We start from the raw sequence: 17,862 nt of genomic DNA, 5'->3' as shown, positions 1-17,862 counted from the left end.
AGTAAACTTTTTTAATATAATTGGCTCATTTGATAGCCTCTAAAAAGTTTTTCATCTCTAATTTCCCAAATCACTATAAATGAAGCTAATAAAGTTTCTTCAAAAGGATTTTCGATAGTTTTACCAAAATGCTTATAACGAACTGTTACTTTATTTTCATCTTTCAAAACATCATAAATTTCAGAACGCATTGATTTGTAAGTTCGTTCTAATTCTTTGGCTAATAATAAAATTTCTTTCTTTTTTAATTGAAGAAGTCCTTTACTACTATACCACTCTAATGTAATTTCAGGATGAATAAATTGCTCTAATACATCGGCATTGTATAAAGCATCAGATTCGTAAAGTTCTCTGATAAATTTTCTAACCTTCATTTTGATTCAGTTTATTAAGTATTTCAGGGATTTTTTTAAGATTTGCTAATTGCTTAAGTTTTTCACGTGATTCTTCTACAGGAGTTCCAAAATAAGTCTTTCCTCCTTCAATAGATTTAGTAACTCCAGTCTGTCCCATTACTACAGCTTTTGTACCGATTTTAATTCCACTAGTGGTACCTACTTGACCCCAAAGTGTTACTTCATCTTCTATTATCACACATCCAGCAATTCCAGTTTGTGAAGCAATTAAACATTTTTTCCCAATTATGGTATCGTGTCCCACATGAACTTGGTTGTCTATTTTAGTTCCTTCACCAATAGTAGTATCTCCTGTTACTCCTTTATCTATGGTACAAAGCGCACCTATTCCTACATTATCCTCAATGACCACTCTACCGCCAGACAGTAATTGATCAAAACCTTCTGGGCGCTTTTTGTAATAAAAGGCATCCGCACCTAAAATAGTTCCTGAATGTATAATTACATTGTCACCAATAACTGTATTGTCATAAATTGAAACATTAGAATGAATTAAACAATTCTTTCCTATTATTACATTATTACCAACAAAAGTATTTGGTTGTATAATTGTACCCTCTCCTATTTTTGCAGAATCTGATATAGATTTTGAAGAATGTTGAAAAGGTTTAAAATGCTTTGTAAGCTTATTAAAATCTCTGAAAGGATCATCAGAAATCAATAAAGCTTTACCTACTGGGCAATCAACTTCTTTGTTAATCAAAATAATAGTTGCCGCAGATTGCAAAGCTTTATCGTAATATTTAGGATGATCAACAAACACAATATCTCCAGGTTCAACAACGTGAATTTCGTTCATACCCAGAACTGGAAATTCTTCATTTCCAACAAATTTGCAGTTTATTATTTCTGCTATTTGCTTTAGGTTATGTGTTTGAGGAAACTTCATATTATACTCTTTCCATGTATTTACCAGTAGCGGTATCAATTTTGATTTTGTCGCCCTCATTAATAAATAAAGGAACATTTACAGTAGCACCTGTTTCTACAGTTGCAGGTTTAGTAGCATTTGTAGCCGTATTTCCTTTAACCCCTGGTTCAGCATAAGTAACTTCAAGAACTATTGAAGCAGGCATATCTACAGCTAATGGCAAATCTGTTTCTGTATTGATTTGAACCATTACATTAGTTCCTTCTTTTAATAAATCTGGAGCATCAAGAACGTCTTTGTTTAATGTAATTTGTTCAAAAGATTCAGAATTCATAAAGTGGAAATCATTTCCTTCTGCATATAAAAACTGAAAAGTATGAGTTTCAACACGAACAACGTCTATCTTGTGACCTGCAGAGAAAGTATTATCTAAAACTTTTCCTGATGTTAAACTTTTTAATTTTGTTCTAACGAAAGCAGGACCTTTCCCAGGTTTAACATGTAAAAATTCTACAATTTTGTAGATATCATGATTAAACTTAATACATAATCCGTTTCTAATGTCTGCCGTACTTGCCATTTTTATATAATTTATTTATTCTTTAAAATTAAACTCCTGTATAACCTTTCATAATACCTCTTGATGAATTTCTGATAAAATCTAGAATTTCATCACGCTCTGGTGTTGCTTGCATTTCAGCTTCGATAATAGCCATTGCTTGTGATGTATTATAATTTTTTTGGTATAAAATTCTATATATGTCTTGAATTTCTTTAATTTTTTCAGTTGAGAAACCTCTTCTTCTTAATCCAACCGAATTAATCCCAACATATGATAGAGGTTCTTTTGCCGCTTTTGTAAAAGGTGGCACATCTTTTCTTACTAAAGATCCCCCAGAAACCATTGCATGATCTCCTATCGAAATGAATTGATGAACTGCTGCCAAACCTCCAATAATAGCGAAGTCTCCTACAGTAACATGTCCAGCTAATGCAACTCCATTAACAACGATAGCATTATTACCTATATGACAATCGTGTGCAATGTGTGCTGTAGCCATAATTAAACAATTATTTCCAATAACCGTTTGCCCTGAAGCAACAGTTCCTCTATTTATTGTAACACACTCACGTATAGTTGTATTATCACCTATTACAGCAAGTGATTCTTCACCACCAAATTTTAAATCTTGCGGCACAGCTGAAATTACAGCTCCGGGGAAAATATTACAGTTTTTGCCAATTCTAGCTCCTTCCATAATAGTTACGTTAGAGCCTATCCAAGTACCGTCACCAATAACAACATTATTATGAATAGTTGTAAAAGGCTCAATCACCACATTTTTGGCAATTTTTGCTCCTGGGTGAACATATGCTAAAGGTTGATTCATGCTTTTCTTATTGTTTTTTTACTATTTGAGCCATTAATTCTGCTTCGGCTACTAATTTACCATTTGCATAAGCGCTTGCTTGCATATGACAAATACCTCTACGAATTGGTGATAGTAAATCTAATTTAAAAATTAATGTGTCTCCAGGTAATACTTTATGCTTGAATTTCACATTATCGATTTTCATAAAATAAGTCAAATAGTTTTCTGGATCTGGAACAGTACTTAAAATTAAAATACCTCCCGTTTGTGCCATTGCTTCAACAATTAAAACTCCTGGCATAACTGGAGCTCCAGGAAAATGTCCTACGAAGAAATCTTCATTCATAGTTACATTTTTAAGTCCTACTACTTGAGTATCCGTCATTTCTAAAATTCTGTCAACCAATAAAAAAGGTGGACGATGTGGCAACATAGACATAATTTTATGAATGTCCATTAACGGTTCCTTATTTAAATCATAAACAGGAACGTTATTGCGTTGCTCATTCTTGATGATTTTAGACATTTTTTTTGCAAACTGAGTATTCACAAAATGTCCTGGTTTATTCGCAATAACTTTACCTTTAATTTTTGTACCTATTAAAGCTAAATCTCCAACTACATCAAGTAGTTTATGACGAGCAGCTTCATTAGGAAAATGCAATGTAAGGTTATCTAAAACTCCGTTTGGAGTTACTGATATTTTATCTTTACCAAAAGCAACTTTTAATTTTTCCATTGTTTCTGCGGATAGTTCTTTATCAACATAAACAATAGCATTATTTAAATCACCTCCTTTAATTAATCCATTTTCAAGCAGCATTTCTAGTTCATGCAAAAAGCTGAATGTACGACAGGCAGCAATTTCATTTTTAAACTCAGAAATATTTTTCATGCTAGCATTTTGAGTACCTAAAACTTTAGTACCAAAATCAACCATTGCTGTAACTTGATAATCATCTGAAGGAATTACTGTTATTTCACTTCCTGTTGATTCATCAATATAAGAAATAACATCTTTTACTACAAAGACACATCTTTCTGCCTCTTGTTCAACTACACCAACTTTTTCGATTGCTTCAACAAAATACTTAGATGAACCATCCATGATTGGCAATTCAGAAGCATTTAATTCTATAATTACGTTATCTAAATCACAACCTACAATAGCCGCTAATACATGTTCAGGAGTTTGAATCATAACTCCTAACTTTTCAAGATTAGTCCCTCGCTGTGTTGTTACCACATAAGCAGCATCTGCTTCGATTATAGGTTGTCCTTCTAAATCTACACGCACAAAAGTAAAACCGTTGTTTACAGGTGCTGGTTTAAAAGTCATTGTTACTTCTCTTCCAGTGTGAAGTCCTACACCAGTAAGAGTAATTTCTGATTTGATGGTTTTTTGCTTAACCATGATTTAATTATTTTTCTTTTTAAGTTCTTCTAATTCAACTACAATTTTTGGAAGGTTTTTAAAGTGTACATACGATTTGTTGTAATCACTATAACCCAATGCAGGGCTTCCCTGTAATGTTTCGTTATCTTTAATATTTCTACCAACTCCTGTTTGAGCCTGTATACGTACATTGTTACCTACTACTAAATGGCCTGCAATACCTACTTGGCCCCCAATCATACAGTTTTTACCAATTTTAGTAGATCCTGCAACTCCTGTTTGAGCAGCTATTACTGTATTTTCACCTATTTCAACATTGTGAGCTATTTGAATTTGATTATCCAACTTTACTCCTTTACGTATTATTGTTGATCCTAGAGTAGCTCTATCTATTGTAGTTCCCGCTCCTACATCAACATTATCTTCAATAATAACATTACCAATTTGTGGCACTTTACTATACTCACCATTTTCATTTGGAGCAAAACCAAATCCATCGGCTCCAACAATGGCACCAGAGTGAATAGTACAATTACTACCAATTATAGTTTCTGAATAGATTTTAGCCCCAGCAAATATCATAGTATTGTCTCCAATAACTACATTATCTCCTACAAAACTATTAGGATAAATTTTTACATTTTTCCCAATAACAACATTGTCTCCAATATAACTAAATGCTCCTAAATAAAAATTATCTCCATGTATTGCAGTTTCAGACAATACACAAGGTACTTCAATTCCAGTTTTATTTAATTTAATTTGATTATAAAACTCTAGTAGTTTTGAAAAAGCTTTGTAAGCATCTTCAACTTTGATAAGAGTAATTTGTACAGGGTTTTCTGGTACAAAGGTTTTATTCACAATGGCAATTGTTGCCTTTGTTTCATATATATAATTGACATACTTAGGGTTTGCTAAAAATGTTAGCGAACCTTCTGTACCTTCTTCAATTTTTGATAACTTAGAAACTTCTGCGTTAGGATTACCTACTACTTCTCCTTCTAAAATACCTGCTATTTGCTCGGCCGTAAATTTCATATTCTTGCAAAAGTATAAATTTTTTGTGAATTTTAACTTTTATTAAGTTGTTTTGGATAACACAAGTAGTATTTCGTTACATGTTTTGACAATGTATTCAATGACAATTGATCCGATAATATCGCAACGTCTTCTAAACCACCATCTTTTTGTAAAATTCTTATTGGTTCAGCAATTTTGCTGTAAGCTTGATTTTTAATTTTCCCCTTAAAAACAAAATATTTTGATTCTAATGCTGTCAATTTACTTTCTTTAGAAAATTGATCTAAAAGATTTTGAATTTCTTCTGATGTAAATTTTTCATTACTCATTTTGATTTTAAGTAAATCTCTATTAATGATCATTTTGCTTAAAGTTGATAACGTAAAATCTTCATGATATTGCCAATTTTTGATAGCGCCAATTATATCTGTATCATCTAATTTTGCAAATTCATCTAATATTTCATCGTTAAACTGATCAAAGGTGATTTTATTTTCTATAAAGAAGTGCAAAGGCTTACTACAATCAACATCGAAACCCTTTTGGTATAATTCTTTTGCTCTTTTTAAGATTCTGGTTAAAATTTCTTCGGCAACTAAACTTGTCTTGTGCAAATACACTTGCCAATACATTAATCGTCTGGCCATTAAAAATTTTTCTACAGAATAAATTCCTTTCTCTTCAATAACAAGAACATCATCGACAACATTCATCATCTGAATTAATCGGTCAGAATTAATTTTACCTTCTTCCACCCCGCTATAAAAGCTATCGCGTTTTAGGTAATCCATTCTATCCATGTCTAATTGACTAGAAATTAACTGAAGCATGAATTTTCTGTGATACTCTCCTTTGAAAATCTGAATTGCCAAACTTAATTGTCCATCAAACTCTTTATTTAGTTTATTCATAAAAAGAAGTGAAATTTCTTCATGATGAACATCTTCAACAATACTGTGTTCCATGGCATGAGAAAAAGGACCATGACCAATATCGTGAAGCAAAATCGCTACATATAAAGCATTTTCTTCTTGTTCTGAAATTTGCACATTTTTAAACCTCAATACGTTAACAGCTTTTTGCATAATATGCAAACAGCCTAATGCATGATGAAATCTTGTATGATTAGCACCAGGATAAACCAAATAAGACAATCCCATTTGAGAAATTCTTCTCAAACGTTGAAAATATTGATGCTGTATTAAATCGTAAATGAAAGGATTAGGTATGGTTATAAAACCATATATAGGATCATTAAAGATTTTTAGTTTGTTTGTATTACTCACAAAATACTATTTAGGCTAACAAATATAAGACTATTTTAAAAATAAAAACCCTAATTAGAAAGTATCAATTAGGGCTTTTAAATTCATTTTTTACCAGATTACAATTCTGTCTTTTGCAGGAATAAACATTTTGCTTCCTTCTTTAATATTAAATGTTTTATAAAACTCTTCAATATTACTTAAAGGACCATTTATTCTATATTTAGCAGGTGCATGAACATCAGTCATTAATTGTTGAGCTAAAGATTCTGGCTTAATATTTACCATCCAAGCGTAACCATACGCTAAAAAGAAACGCTGATTAGGGCTTAGTCCTGCAATTTTTTGATTCTCTTTAAATTGATTTGTCTTTTTAAATGCTTCGTAACCCATTACTACTCCACCTAAATCTGCTATATTTTCTCCTTGAGTTGCATCACCATTAACAAACTTACCAGGTAAAGCTTCATATTTAGAATACTGATTTACAATAGCTTTTGTCTTTGCAGTGAATTTCTTTAAATCTTCAGCAGTCCACCAATTATTTAAATTTCCATTCTCATCATACTGACTACCTTGATCATCAAATCCATGTGTAATTTCATGACCAAAAGTTGAACCTCCAATAATTCCATATAAAATGGCATCATCTGGCATTCTTCCTTCAAATCCTGGCACTATAATATTACATGCTGGCACACATATTTCATTATTACTTGGACTATAATAAGCATTGTACGTTTGAGGGTACATTCCCCATTCGGTTCTATCAACTGGTTTGCCAAACTTAGCAGCCATATCATTGTAACTCCATTTATTTACAGCCATTACATTAGCACAATACGTATCTCTACTTATCGAAACTGATGACATATCTTTCCATTTATCAGGGTAACCAACTTTCATAACAATTTTAGAAAGCTTACTAAGCGCTTTCTTTTTTGTCTCTGAACTCATCCAATCCAACTTTTTAATTCTTTCAGCATAAACATCACGAATATTGTTTCCTATTTCCAAAAGCTTTTCTTTTGTTCCTTTTGGTAAATATTCTTCTACATAAACTTGTCCTATTAATTCCCCTAAAGAACTATCAGTTTGCTCAACAACTCTTTTCCAACGAGGCTTTTGCTCTTTAACACCACTCATTACTGTTGAATAAAAGTAAAAATTCTGTTTTTCAAAATCTTTACCTAAATAAGATGAATAACTATTAACTAAATCCCATTTCAAGTATGTTTTCCAATCATTAATTGAATAAGACTTGATTGTTTTATCTAAAGCTTTATAAAATTCTGGCTGGCCCACAATAACTGTATCAGCTTTTTTAACATTCATTGTAGAGAGTAATTTATCCCAAGCAATATTTGGTGTAGTCCCATTAAATTGCGCCAAAGACATTTTATTGTAATTTTTGATAGGATCCCTAAGCGCTTCTAGTTTTCTAGAATTACTTGCCAATTCCGTTTCAAGCTTCATAATAACTTCAGCATTCTTTTTTGCAGATGTCACATCACTACCCATAAGTTTTGATATTGCCTCAAGGTGTTTTACATACTCTGTTCTAATTGCTACAGTTTCTTTATCAGTATTGAAATAATAATCTCGATTACCCATTCCTAAACCTCCTTGGTAAAAAAACAAAGCATATTTTGTACTTATCTTATCATCTTGACCAACATAAAAACCAAAAGCTGGGCTAGCACCTATTGTATGCAAATATGCAATAGTGTTAAGAAGTGTAGGAATATCTTTTACTGCATCAATTTTTGCTAACTCATTTTTTAAAGGATTGATACCTTGCTTATCAATTGTTAGCGTATCCATACCAGAGGCATAAAAATCCCCAATTTTTTGCTTATTTGTACCTTTATCAGCATTTTCTGCAGCTGATTTTTCACAAATTTGTTTGATTTGACTGTTGATAGTATCTCCAATAGTTCTAAAAATACCATTACTACGTTCAGAATCAGGGATTGGATTTTTTTTAAACCATCCACCATTTGCATGGCTAAAAAAGTCATCAGAAGGGTTTATTAAAGTATCTCTATTTGTTACTAAAACATCTGGAGCATTTGGATCAAAATCTTGTTCTTTTTTGCAACTTGTCGCAAACAAAGCAATCCCAGCAACTAGGAGTGCAACTTTATAATAATTCATATTTTATTTAGTTTGTTTGATGCCAAATATATTGAAAACAAATTATTAATAAAAACACGTGAATATTTTACAATATTTTTATGAAACTGATGTTTAATAAGTAGTAAATTGCAACAGAAATCAAATTATATGAGCATTAAGATACTTTGGGTCGATGACGAAATTGACTTATTAAAACCACACATATTATTCCTTGAAAAGAAAAATTACACTGTAAAAACATGTAACAATGGACGTGATGCTGTAGATTTATTTCAGGAAGAAAATTTTGACGTAGTTTTTCTAGATGAAAACATGCCTGGTATGTCAGGACTAGAAACATTATCTGAAATCAAAGAAAAGAGATCAGCTGTACCTGTAATCATGATTACAAAGAGTGAGGAAGAATATATTATGGAAGAAGCCATAGGTTCTAAAATTGCTGATTATCTTATAAAACCTGTTAATCCGAATCAAATACTACTAAGTTTAAAGAAAAATCTTGACCATTCGAGATTAATTTCTGAAAAGACTACACTTGATTATCAAAAAGAGTTTCGTAAAATCTCTATGGAAATGGCCATGGTTAACTCTTATGAGGAATGGGTTGATCTATATAAAAAACTGATGTTTTGGGAATTAGAGTTAGAGGATATTGATGATCAAAATATGTTTCAAATTCTAGAGTCACAAAAAGCCGAAGCCAATTCTCAATTTGGAAAATTCATTGAAAAAAATTACGAAGATTGGTTCCAACCAAAAGCTGACAAGCCTGTCCAATCTCATGAAGTATTCAAACAACTTGTAGTTCCTGAGTTAAAAGGTGAAGAAAATGTTTTATTCGTTGTAATCGACAACTTACGTTATGACCAATGGAAAGCCTTTGAAAGTGTTGTAAGTAATCATTACAAACTGGAAGCAGAAACTCCATACTTTGCCATTTTACCTACCGCTACTCAGTATGCTAGAAATGCACTTTTTTCAGGGCTTACTCCACTTGATATGGAAAAAATGCATCCAGAATACTGGAAAAATGACATCGATGAAGGAGGAAAAAACCTGTATGAAGCCGAATTTCTTGATGCACAAATAAAAAGACTAGGACTTAACATCCAACATGAATATTTTAAAATCACCAATTTTAATAACGGAAAAAAATTAGCCGAAAACTTCAAAGCATTGAAGGATAAAAAACTAGTTTCAGTAGTTTACAATTTTGTTGATATGTTATCTCATGCTAAGACTGACATGGAAGTAGTTAAAGAATTAGCTTCTGACGATAAGGCTTATCGTTCTTTAACCTTAAGTTGGTTTAAAAATTCTCCGTTACTTGAAATCATTCAGCAAGCACAAAAGTTAGGTTTTAAATTAATTCTAACTACTGATCATGGCACAATTAACTGCAAAAACCCATCAAAGGTAATTGGAGACAAAAACACAAGTTTAAATTTGCGTTACAAAACCGGCCGAAGCCTTACTTACGAACAAAAAGATGTTTATGCAGTAAAAGAACCTAAAAAAATTGGTTTACCTATTGTAAACATGACAAGTTCATATATTTTTGCAAAAAATGATTATTTTCTTGCTTATGTAAATAACTACAATCATTATGTGAGTTATTACAGAAATACCTACCAACATGGAGGTATTTCGTTAGAAGAAATGATTGTTCCATTTTTAGTATTTAGTCCTAAAAAATAGAAATGAAAATTGAATTTTCTTTAGAAGAAATAAATAATGTTGCTAAACAAGTTATCGATTCCAATCCTGAAAAAGTAATTCTTTTTAATGGAGAAATGGGTGCTGGAAAAACAACATTCATTAAAAGTATTTGCAAATATCTTGGTGTTGAAAACCCAACTAGTAGTCCAACTTTTAGTTTAGTTAATGAATATGAAATACCTAACAATCAATTAGTTTATCATTTTGATGTGTATAGGTTAAAAAATCAAAATGAAGCTCTTGACATGGGCATAGACGAATATTTATATTCAGGAAATTGGTGCTTTATTGAATGGGCAGAAAAAATTGAAGATTTAATTCCAGAAAATCATTCAACCATAACGATATCAGTTCTTTCAAACGGTAAAAGATTGTTAGAATTAAAATAATTGTGAGAAATTTTTTTGTAATTTGGACCAATTAAAATTCGGTCATGGGCATAACACCATTTAGCAAGCAAGAGTTACTTCCGCAAGAAGAAAAACTAGAAGTAGCTAAACATAAAAGTGAACTTTTTATTGGAATTCCTAAAGAAACTTCATATCAGGAACGTCGTATCTGCCTTACACCAGATGCCGTAAGTTCAATTGTTAGCCACGGACATCGAGTTTTAATTGAATCTGGTGCTGGAAAACACGCTAGCTATTCTGACAAAGATTATAGCGATGCTGGTGCAGAAATTACTAGTGATACAAAAAAAGTTTTTGAGTGTCCAATGCTTTTAAAAGTTGAGCCACCTACCATTGCAGAAATTGAGTTAATTAAACCTCAAACAATTATTATTTCTGCTATTCAATTAAAAACCAGAAAAAAAGAATACTTTGAGGCATTAAAAAAGAAAAAAATTACTGCTCTAGCTTTCGAATACATCAAAGACGATGACAATTCATTCCCAGCAGTTAAATCATTAAGTGAAATTGCTGGAACCGCTTCTGTACTTGTTGCTGCAGAATTAATGACAACAAGCAATTCTGGAAACGGATTACTTTTTGGAAATATTACAGGAGTTAGACCCACAGAAGTAGTAATCTTAGGTGCTGGAACTGTAGCTGAATATGCAGTTAAAACGGCATTAGGCTTAGGAGCTTCAGTAAAAGTATTTGACAATTCGATAACCAAATTAAGAAGGCTTCAGAATAATTTAAATCAAAGAATATTTACTTCTACCATACAAAACAAAACTCTTTTGAAATCATTAAGAAGATGTGATGTAGCCATTGGAGCTATGCGAGGTAAATACCGCACTCCTATTGTTGTTAGCGAAGACATGATAACGCATATGAAAAAAGGAGCCATCATTGTTGATGTTAGTATTGACACTGGCGGATGCTTTGAAACATCAGAAATCACAACACATGAGAATCCAACTTTTGTAAAAAATGGAGTAATACACTATTGCGTTCCTAATATACCGTCAAGATATTCTAAAACAGCTTCTTTATCGATAAGTAACATTATAACGCCTTACCTACTTCAAATTGCTGATGATGGTGGAATTGAATCAGCTATAAGATGCGATGCGGGTTTAAAAAATGGCGTTTATTTTTATCACGGAATTCTTACCAACAAGACTATAGGCGAATGGTTTGATTTAACACATAGAGATATTAATTTAATTGTGTTTTAAGTTTTATTCTACCTATTTTTGCCAAAATATTTTACAATGAAATTTTATCAACGCTTAAGTTATTATTTATTAGGGTTTCTTTTTGGATGTGTTTTTTTATTCTTCTTTTTAAATAAAAAACAAACACGTTGCAGTTATTTTCCTAACGACAGAGTTTTAAACAATATAATTTCTAAACCATTTCATTATTCTCCAGAAGCCTCTAAAGTTTTAGCCGAAGATTGGATAGATACCTTAGATATCAAAAACACATTAACTTATGGAGATGTTGATTTTGATAGAAGTAATGTTAAAAAAGAAAACGGAAAGCTTTATGTAATTGAAGGAAAAACTGAAAAAAATCAGTTTATTGAATTGAGTGTTATCAATTATGAAGACAAAGCAATACTGAAAGAAATTAAAAAAATATCTACTAAATAAAAAGAGCAGCTTTAAGCTGCTCTTTTTATTTTACAAATATCTTTCCTTTATAACTTGCTGATGATGTATACAATGTCCGGAAATTATATAACCTATAGCTCTCACAGATACTTCTTTACCTGAAGCAACTCCTATACTTTTCATCATTTCATCTGAAAAACTTTCAAACAATTCGATAGTAGATTTCCTTACCAAAACAAACTCTCTTATCAAATCATCCATAGTCCTTTTGTCTGATTCCGAAACAGACACGTAATCATTTTCTTCAAAACCAGGCAAAGGTGTTTTATCAAATCTTGCCATTCGAAGTGCTCTGTAGGCAAAAATTCTTTCAGCATCAATAATATGCTGAACAATCTCTTTAATTGACCATTTTTCAGGTTGATAACGAAACTCATATTTAGAATCTGGGACAATATTTTCGATGAAATTTGTAAAATCATCTAAATTTACTTCTAAAGCTTCAATCAAATCTTCAGATTCTACTTTATTTATGTAAGTTCCAAAATATTCTGGATACTCATTTACTAACAGATTTTTCATAATCAAATATAAGCATAAAAAAAGACCTGAATCAGGTCTCTTTTGTTACATTTCTCTAAAAATTGTATGCATTAATCTCTTTTTGTCGTTTATACTTTCATCAAGAGATATCATAGTTTCAGTTCTGTAAACTCCATCAATATCATCAATCATGTAGATTACATCTTTAGCGTGTTTTGTATCACGCGCTCTAATTTTACAAAAGATATTGAATTTTCCAGTTGTAACGTGTGCTACAGTTACATAAGGAATTTCATTAATTCTTTCTAACACGAATTTAGTTTGTGATGTATTATTTAAGAAAACTCCAACATAAGCAATAAATGAATAACCTAATTTTTCATAATCCAATGTTAATGATGACCCTTGAATAATTCCGGCATCTTCTAATTTTTTCACTCTCACATGTACCGTTCCCGCAGAAATTAATAATTTTTTTGCAATGTCTGTAAATGGGATTCTCGTATTATCAATTAACATATCAAGGATTTGATGGTCAACTTCATCCAAACGGAACTTACTCATAATTAGTTATTTAAATTTAAAACTTCTATAAAATTACTTTACTCAATTAATATTTAATTAAAAGTAATGAAAAAATATTACATTTTATTCAAACCATTAACAAATTTTTTGTCTTTATCTAAATAAAAATCAGCTTTTCTATCAATTTCAGGAATATTGTTAAAATTATCAGAATATTCTAATCCCTCACAATCATACTCCAAATGACCAAATCGGCTTATTTCATCACCTATTTCCACTACAAACGCTTCAAAAATTACATCATTTTCAATAAGCACCTCTTTGTAATGGGCGGCAAAATTAGTAATTCTTTTTAAAGAACCATCATTTATTTTGATTTTTTTGTAAATGATGTCGTAAAAATTAATCTTATTTTGCGGAATCTTTAAATAATTGTTAAGTTTGTTAACAAGAAAATCGATTTCTTTCATTTTTAATAAACTTGAAAGAATTGATATAAAAATAAATTTTCTTGTTTCTTCTCTTTCATAATCGTCTTGATAATGTCCTGCTTCAAACAAAATAGTAGGAACTCCTAAAGATTGAAACATATCACCTATACAATTTATATTAAAGGAATCATCAAATCTACCTACCTGATTGGGTATATATTTTTGAAGTTCTTCATTCATTTCGGCAATAACATTAACTGCTTTTAGCCTACTTTTATTGTACTCTTTTTCGTTATTATATGAAGGCGCTAGAAATGAGACAGTTGCAGGGTAATTTTTATCACCAGCCGCAAAAATAGTTCTTTGATCGTGTAAATTATAACAGAAATCTGGTTCAAATTCCTCAAAAGTTTTACGCAATAACTTACTTTCTGGCTGAGATAAGTCCACAGAATCTCTATTCAAATCTATTTCATTAGCATTAACTCGAGTATAAGCCTCTGCACCATCAGGATTTAAGATAGGAATTATTAATAAAGTAAAATCATTTCTAATTTGATTGGCTTCATTGGAATCACCATTTAAAAAAAGAAACAAATCAAACAAGGCTTTTGTGGTAGTAGATTCATTTCCATGCATTTGAGACCACATAAAAACTTTAGTGTTTCCTGTTCCAATTTTTACTGAATAAATAGGTTTCCCGTTTACTGATTTTCCAATAACAGATAAGTTGAAAAAGTCTGGTAAACTTTTAAGAATTGGCTCGATATGTTTATTAGTTATATATCTTCCTTTTAGTCTGACCTCTTTATAAATTGAGTAAATATTATTTAAATCCATATTGCTTTTTTCACAATACAAAAGTAAATAAGATATGTTTTATTATTATTAAGAATCTATTTTATTAATTGGGAAATAATAATAAATGTAACCTATGATCTGTTTTTCACAATAAAAATATAAATTGAAAAATCACGTATTTGAAAATTTTAAAAATAAAATTACAAATACGCGATTTTAGAAACATCTGAAAAAATTAATACAAAATCAATTCTATTTGATTTAACAAGATTTTCTTTTAAAAGACTTATTTTCTAATCAAGAAAACAGATGCCACACCTAACTCTGCTCTTGAACTAATTGGCGTTGCATCTCCATTTGATGAAGGATTAGCAAATACTAACAATTGCCCTCCTGCATTTAATCTTTCTGCAACATATATATTTTTAGTCACATTATCATAAGCTACATCAACCGGATTACCTAATTTAGAATTAGGCCCGTAAAGTCTTACTTGACTACTTAAAGCAATCGTTCCAAGATTCGCAGTTGAACCTAACACACTAGAAAAATTATTAATTACGATTACACCACCATCTGTATCAGAAGCTGCACTACCAACATCTGTAAGTACCATTCTATTATCTAATGTTGAAACTGTAATACCATGTGTTCTAACCAAACCTTCGATTGTTACTCTTTTTGAAGGAGTTATTGCTCCATTAGAATTTGCAAAGAAATTATTAAAAACAACAATATCACTAGTTAAATCTGCAACAGCGTAGAAAGTAGTTCCCTCAACATGAATACCCCATACTTTAAAGTCTACTGTATAACTATTCAACAATTGAAAACCAGTTGCTGTTTTTTGATACACAACCAATTTATTTACATTACCATTAGCGGCGCTTTGATCTTGAGTAACAATCACCTTATCTCCTACTACAGCTATTTCTCTAGCATTATTAAAATCTGAAGTACTAAAAAATTGTAGTGTTAAATTATCTGTATTATTGGCTATGGCATTTTTTAAACCAGTATACAATTCCAGTCTATTATTTGTTCGAGAGGCAACAATTAACTGATCATTAGTACTATCATAATAAGTACCGTCTGAATCTAATCCACTAACTGTTAAACTTTTAACAGTTGGAGAAGTTTCTAATAAATTTGTAAATGATACTTTACCGGAAGTATTACTACCAGTGATTAATTTTAATTCACTTGCAGGTGCTGAAGGATTATTTTGTGAATTATTGTCATCATCTGAACAAGCTCCCAATGTAAGTGTAAATACCGAAAGAGTTAAAAAAAGATTTTTCATATTGCTTAGTTTTTTTGTTATAAAACTTACTTACGAAAAATCTTTTCTCTTGGTTTTAAAATTTTTTATTTTTTTTCGATATCATAACCATATTCTTTTACTTTCCCTTCTATACCAACGAAGTTTTGTTCCAGAATAGTGAAATCAGCATCTTTATTTCCTGTTGGATAAAACTCAGGAAAAATAGTAACTTGTTTTTTTGTCCAATCAAAAGCTACTGGGATAATTGGCACATTTGCTTTCATCGCTATGTAATAAAATCCCGTTCTTAATTCTGTTACTTTCTTACGAGTTCCTTCTGGAGCTATGGCCAATCTAAATTCATCTCTTCCTTCAAAAATTTTTGCAATTGCATCCACTTTATTTTCATTTTTGAATCTATTTAATGCAGCTCCTCCCATCCATCTAAAATAATACCCAAATGGAAAAATGAATAATTCCTTTTTACCAACAAAATTTATATTTATCCCCAATACTCCTCTAGTAAAAACGCCAATGTAAAAGTCATGCCAACTTGTATGAGGAATTACTATTACAACACTTTTTTTAATCGAAGTATCAAAATTCCCTAGGAGCTTCCACCCCATTAATTTAAAAAATATGAATTGGTAAATTTTCTTTTTCATGATAAATATTTGGTCAAAAATAGCATTATATTTACTAATAGAAAATCTGAACAATGAATTTAAAACGCATTCTGAGTTATTTTATACCTATTAAAGAGTATGAAATTGATTCTGAAATTAATAAATCTTTAGAAGTAACCTGGAATAATGGTCAATTAGTTTTAGATTCTAAAAATACAAATTTTTCTTATGGTAGCCTACAAAGAGTAATGCGAATTGGTTTAGCTCATATTGGTAGTGATCTAGTAAAAAACTATAAATCGGCTTTAATATTGGGAGTAGCTGGTGGAAGTGTGATAAAAACACTAAAAGAGGAGTTTGATTTTACTGGTAATATAACCGGTATTGAATTAGATAAAAAAACTATTGAAATTGCCAACACTTATTTTGGTTTAGACAAGTATACTAATGTTAACATCATTAATGATGATGCAGAAAATTATGTAATTAAAACAAAAGACAAATATGATTTAATCATTATTGATGTCTTTCAAGATAGTATTATGCCTGATTTTTTATTTGAAGAAACTTTTATCAACAAATTAAAATTTATCTTAGTTAGTCGAGGGTCTATTTTATTCAACACAATAGCTGAAAGAAGCATTGATTATGAACGAAATAAAAAACTTGAATTAGATTTGAAGAATCAATTTTCTTATGTTAAAAAAATAATCAAAGTAGAAGGCAACAACGAATTATTTATTATAAGAGATGAAATCATTTTTTAAAAAATTACTCTTAGGAAAAAATTATAAAAGAGATCGTTCAATTCATGGTCCTCTAAAAAAGCGTATTCTAAACATTAAAGCTATTTGGAATAATGATCATCAAGATGATAATGGAATAGAAAAAATTGTTCGTTTATTACTTTCCTCTTCGCAACTATTATTTCCAGGGATATACATAAAACAACTAGCCTATAATATTGGAGCAGAATATGATGATATTGCTATGGATTTATATGTTTTATCTAAAGTGATTTTTCCGTTTATAATTTTATTGAATAGTCAACAAGGTTCAACTTTTTTAATTGTTTTGATGGTCTATTTATTATTTGAAACTTTCTTTTATATACCTACATTAATTTTTGCTTCAGATTCATTTTCAAAACCTCGCTCTTATAGACGTTCAATGCTTTTGTTATTTTTTAATTATTTAGAAATGATATTAGCTTTTTCTGTTCTTTATACAATTGGTAGCCAAATGAACAAATCATTTAATCATTGGTTTGAACCTATTTATTTTAGTATCATTACTTCAAACTCAATTGGATATGGTGATTATTATCCAGTAACATTATTTGGAAAAGTTTTAGTAAGTATTCAATCCATGTTCTTTCTATCTTTCATCATCTTGTTTTTGAATTTCTTCTCAGCAAAAATGAAAACGAAAGGATACTTTGATCACGATAACGAAAGCTAAT

Annotated in this window: 19 protein-coding genes; 6 read left to right on the top strand and 13 right to left on the bottom strand. The window is 30.5% G+C overall.

The window, feature by feature from the left end; genetic code table 11:
* Nucleotides 1–11 precede the first annotated feature (11 nt).
* From BUC09_RS08135 to BUC09_RS08100, 8 genes are all read right to left on the bottom strand, one after another.
* Nucleotides 12–374 (bottom strand): hypothetical protein, encoded by a 363-nt coding sequence (locus tag BUC09_RS08135; protein WP_073310471.1) that lies wholly within the window; start codon nucleotides 372–374, stop codon nucleotides 12–14.
* Nucleotides 364–1,305, bottom strand: a complete 942-nt coding sequence (locus tag BUC09_RS08130; RefSeq protein WP_073310470.1) for a UDP-3-O-(3-hydroxymyristoyl)glucosamine N-acyltransferase — start codon at nucleotides 1,303–1,305, stop codon at nucleotides 364–366. Before BUC09_RS08130 ends, BUC09_RS08135 begins: the two co-directional genes overlap by 11 nt.
* 1 nt (nucleotide 1,306) lies before the next feature.
* Nucleotides 1,307–1,867 (bottom strand): elongation factor P, encoded by a 561-nt coding sequence (gene efp / locus BUC09_RS08125; protein ID WP_073310468.1) that lies wholly within the window; start codon nucleotides 1,865–1,867, stop codon nucleotides 1,307–1,309.
* Between the two features lie 28 nt (nucleotides 1,868–1,895).
* Complete coding sequence (gene lpxA / locus BUC09_RS08120; RefSeq protein ID WP_073310466.1) at nucleotides 1,896–2,678, bottom strand: acyl-ACP--UDP-N-acetylglucosamine O-acyltransferase; 783 nt, start codon at nucleotides 2,676–2,678, stop codon at nucleotides 1,896–1,898.
* A gap of 7 nt (nucleotides 2,679–2,685) precedes the next feature.
* Nucleotides 2,686–4,074 carry a bifunctional UDP-3-O-[3-hydroxymyristoyl] N-acetylglucosamine deacetylase/3-hydroxyacyl-ACP dehydratase gene (locus BUC09_RS08115; protein WP_073310465.1) on the bottom strand — a complete coding sequence of 463 codons (1,389 nt, stop codon included), beginning with the start codon at nucleotides 4,072–4,074 and terminating at the stop codon, nucleotides 2,686–2,688.
* A 3-nt stretch (nucleotides 4,075–4,077) separates the two neighbouring features.
* Nucleotides 4,078–5,097, bottom strand: a complete 1,020-nt coding sequence (gene lpxD / locus BUC09_RS08110; protein ID WP_073310463.1) for a UDP-3-O-(3-hydroxymyristoyl)glucosamine N-acyltransferase — start codon at nucleotides 5,095–5,097, stop codon at nucleotides 4,078–4,080.
* A gap of 32 nt (nucleotides 5,098–5,129) precedes the next feature.
* Nucleotides 5,130–6,365: an HD domain-containing protein gene (locus BUC09_RS08105; RefSeq protein WP_073310461.1), complete on the bottom strand. Its 1,236-nt coding sequence runs from the start codon at nucleotides 6,363–6,365 to the stop codon at nucleotides 5,130–5,132.
* 90 nt (nucleotides 6,366–6,455) lie between these two features.
* Nucleotides 6,456–8,501 (bottom strand): M13 family metallopeptidase, encoded by a 2,046-nt coding sequence (locus BUC09_RS08100; RefSeq protein ID WP_073310460.1) that lies wholly within the window; start codon nucleotides 8,499–8,501, stop codon nucleotides 6,456–6,458.
* Nucleotides 8,502–8,630: 129 nt separating this feature from the next.
* Here BUC09_RS08100 and porX point away from each other — a divergent pair, with 129 nt between their 5' ends.
* The 4 genes from porX to BUC09_RS08080 are packed head-to-tail and all read left to right on the top strand — an operon-like array spanning nucleotide 8,631 to nucleotide 12,249.
* On the top strand, nucleotides 8,631–10,181 hold the full coding sequence (porX, locus tag BUC09_RS08095) for a T9SS response regulator signal transducer PorX (RefSeq protein WP_073310458.1): 1,551 nt from the start codon (nucleotides 8,631–8,633) through the stop codon (nucleotides 10,179–10,181).
* A gap of 2 nt (nucleotides 10,182–10,183) precedes the next feature.
* Complete coding sequence (gene tsaE / locus BUC09_RS08090; RefSeq protein WP_073310456.1) at nucleotides 10,184–10,591, top strand: tRNA (adenosine(37)-N6)-threonylcarbamoyltransferase complex ATPase subunit type 1 TsaE; 408 nt, start codon at nucleotides 10,184–10,186, stop codon at nucleotides 10,589–10,591.
* A 44-nt stretch (nucleotides 10,592–10,635) separates the two neighbouring features.
* Nucleotides 10,636–11,829, top strand: coding sequence for an alanine dehydrogenase (locus BUC09_RS08085; protein ID WP_073310455.1), 1,194 nt, complete (start codon nucleotides 10,636–10,638; stop codon nucleotides 11,827–11,829).
* A 36-nt stretch (nucleotides 11,830–11,865) separates the two neighbouring features.
* Nucleotides 11,866–12,249: a DUF4258 domain-containing protein gene (locus tag BUC09_RS08080; RefSeq protein WP_073310453.1), complete on the top strand. Its 384-nt coding sequence runs from the start codon at nucleotides 11,866–11,868 to the stop codon at nucleotides 12,247–12,249.
* 30 nt (nucleotides 12,250–12,279) lie between these two features.
* On the opposite strand, the gene BUC09_RS08075 is transcribed toward BUC09_RS08080, so the two are convergent.
* From BUC09_RS08075 to BUC09_RS08055, 5 genes are all read right to left on the bottom strand, one after another.
* A complete protein-coding gene (locus tag BUC09_RS08075; RefSeq protein WP_073310451.1) occupies nucleotides 12,280–12,792 on the bottom strand; it encodes a DinB family protein in 513 nt (170 codons plus the stop codon).
* 45 nt (nucleotides 12,793–12,837) lie between these two features.
* Nucleotides 12,838–13,317 (bottom strand): Lrp/AsnC family transcriptional regulator, encoded by a 480-nt coding sequence (locus BUC09_RS08070; protein WP_073310450.1) that lies wholly within the window; start codon nucleotides 13,315–13,317, stop codon nucleotides 12,838–12,840.
* Between the two features lie 77 nt (nucleotides 13,318–13,394).
* The gene (locus BUC09_RS08065) at nucleotides 13,395–14,549 is read right to left on the bottom strand and encodes a M14 family metallopeptidase (protein ID WP_073310449.1); all 1,155 of its coding nucleotides are present in this window, start codon (nucleotides 14,547–14,549) and stop codon (nucleotides 13,395–13,397) included.
* A 247-nt stretch (nucleotides 14,550–14,796) separates the two neighbouring features.
* Nucleotides 14,797–15,813 carry a hypothetical protein gene (locus BUC09_RS08060; RefSeq protein ID WP_073310448.1) on the bottom strand — a complete coding sequence of 339 codons (1,017 nt, stop codon included), beginning with the start codon at nucleotides 15,811–15,813 and terminating at the stop codon, nucleotides 14,797–14,799.
* A 65-nt stretch (nucleotides 15,814–15,878) separates the two neighbouring features.
* A complete protein-coding gene (locus tag BUC09_RS08055; RefSeq protein WP_073310446.1) occupies nucleotides 15,879–16,439 on the bottom strand; it encodes a 1-acyl-sn-glycerol-3-phosphate acyltransferase in 561 nt (186 codons plus the stop codon).
* 53 nt (nucleotides 16,440–16,492) lie between these two features.
* Between BUC09_RS08055 and BUC09_RS08050 the strand changes: the two genes are divergently transcribed.
* Both BUC09_RS08050 and BUC09_RS14635 read left to right on the top strand, forming a co-directional pair.
* The gene (locus BUC09_RS08050; protein ID WP_073310444.1) at nucleotides 16,493–17,167 is read left to right on the top strand and encodes a spermidine synthase; all 675 of its coding nucleotides are present in this window, start codon (nucleotides 16,493–16,495) and stop codon (nucleotides 17,165–17,167) included.
* Complete coding sequence (locus BUC09_RS14635) at nucleotides 17,151–17,861, top strand: potassium channel family protein (RefSeq protein WP_084127154.1); 711 nt, start codon at nucleotides 17,151–17,153, stop codon at nucleotides 17,859–17,861. The genes BUC09_RS08050 and BUC09_RS14635 overlap by 17 nt, the downstream gene beginning before the upstream one ends.
* Nucleotide 17,862 lies beyond the last annotated feature (1 nt).

This window comes from Flavobacterium terrae (assembly GCF_900142035.1).
Classification (GTDB): Bacteria; Bacteroidota; Bacteroidia; order Flavobacteriales; family Flavobacteriaceae; genus Flavobacterium; species Flavobacterium terrae.
The sequence above is the reverse complement of the archived record's forward strand: the minus strand, read 5'-3'. Positions and strand labels throughout refer to the sequence as shown.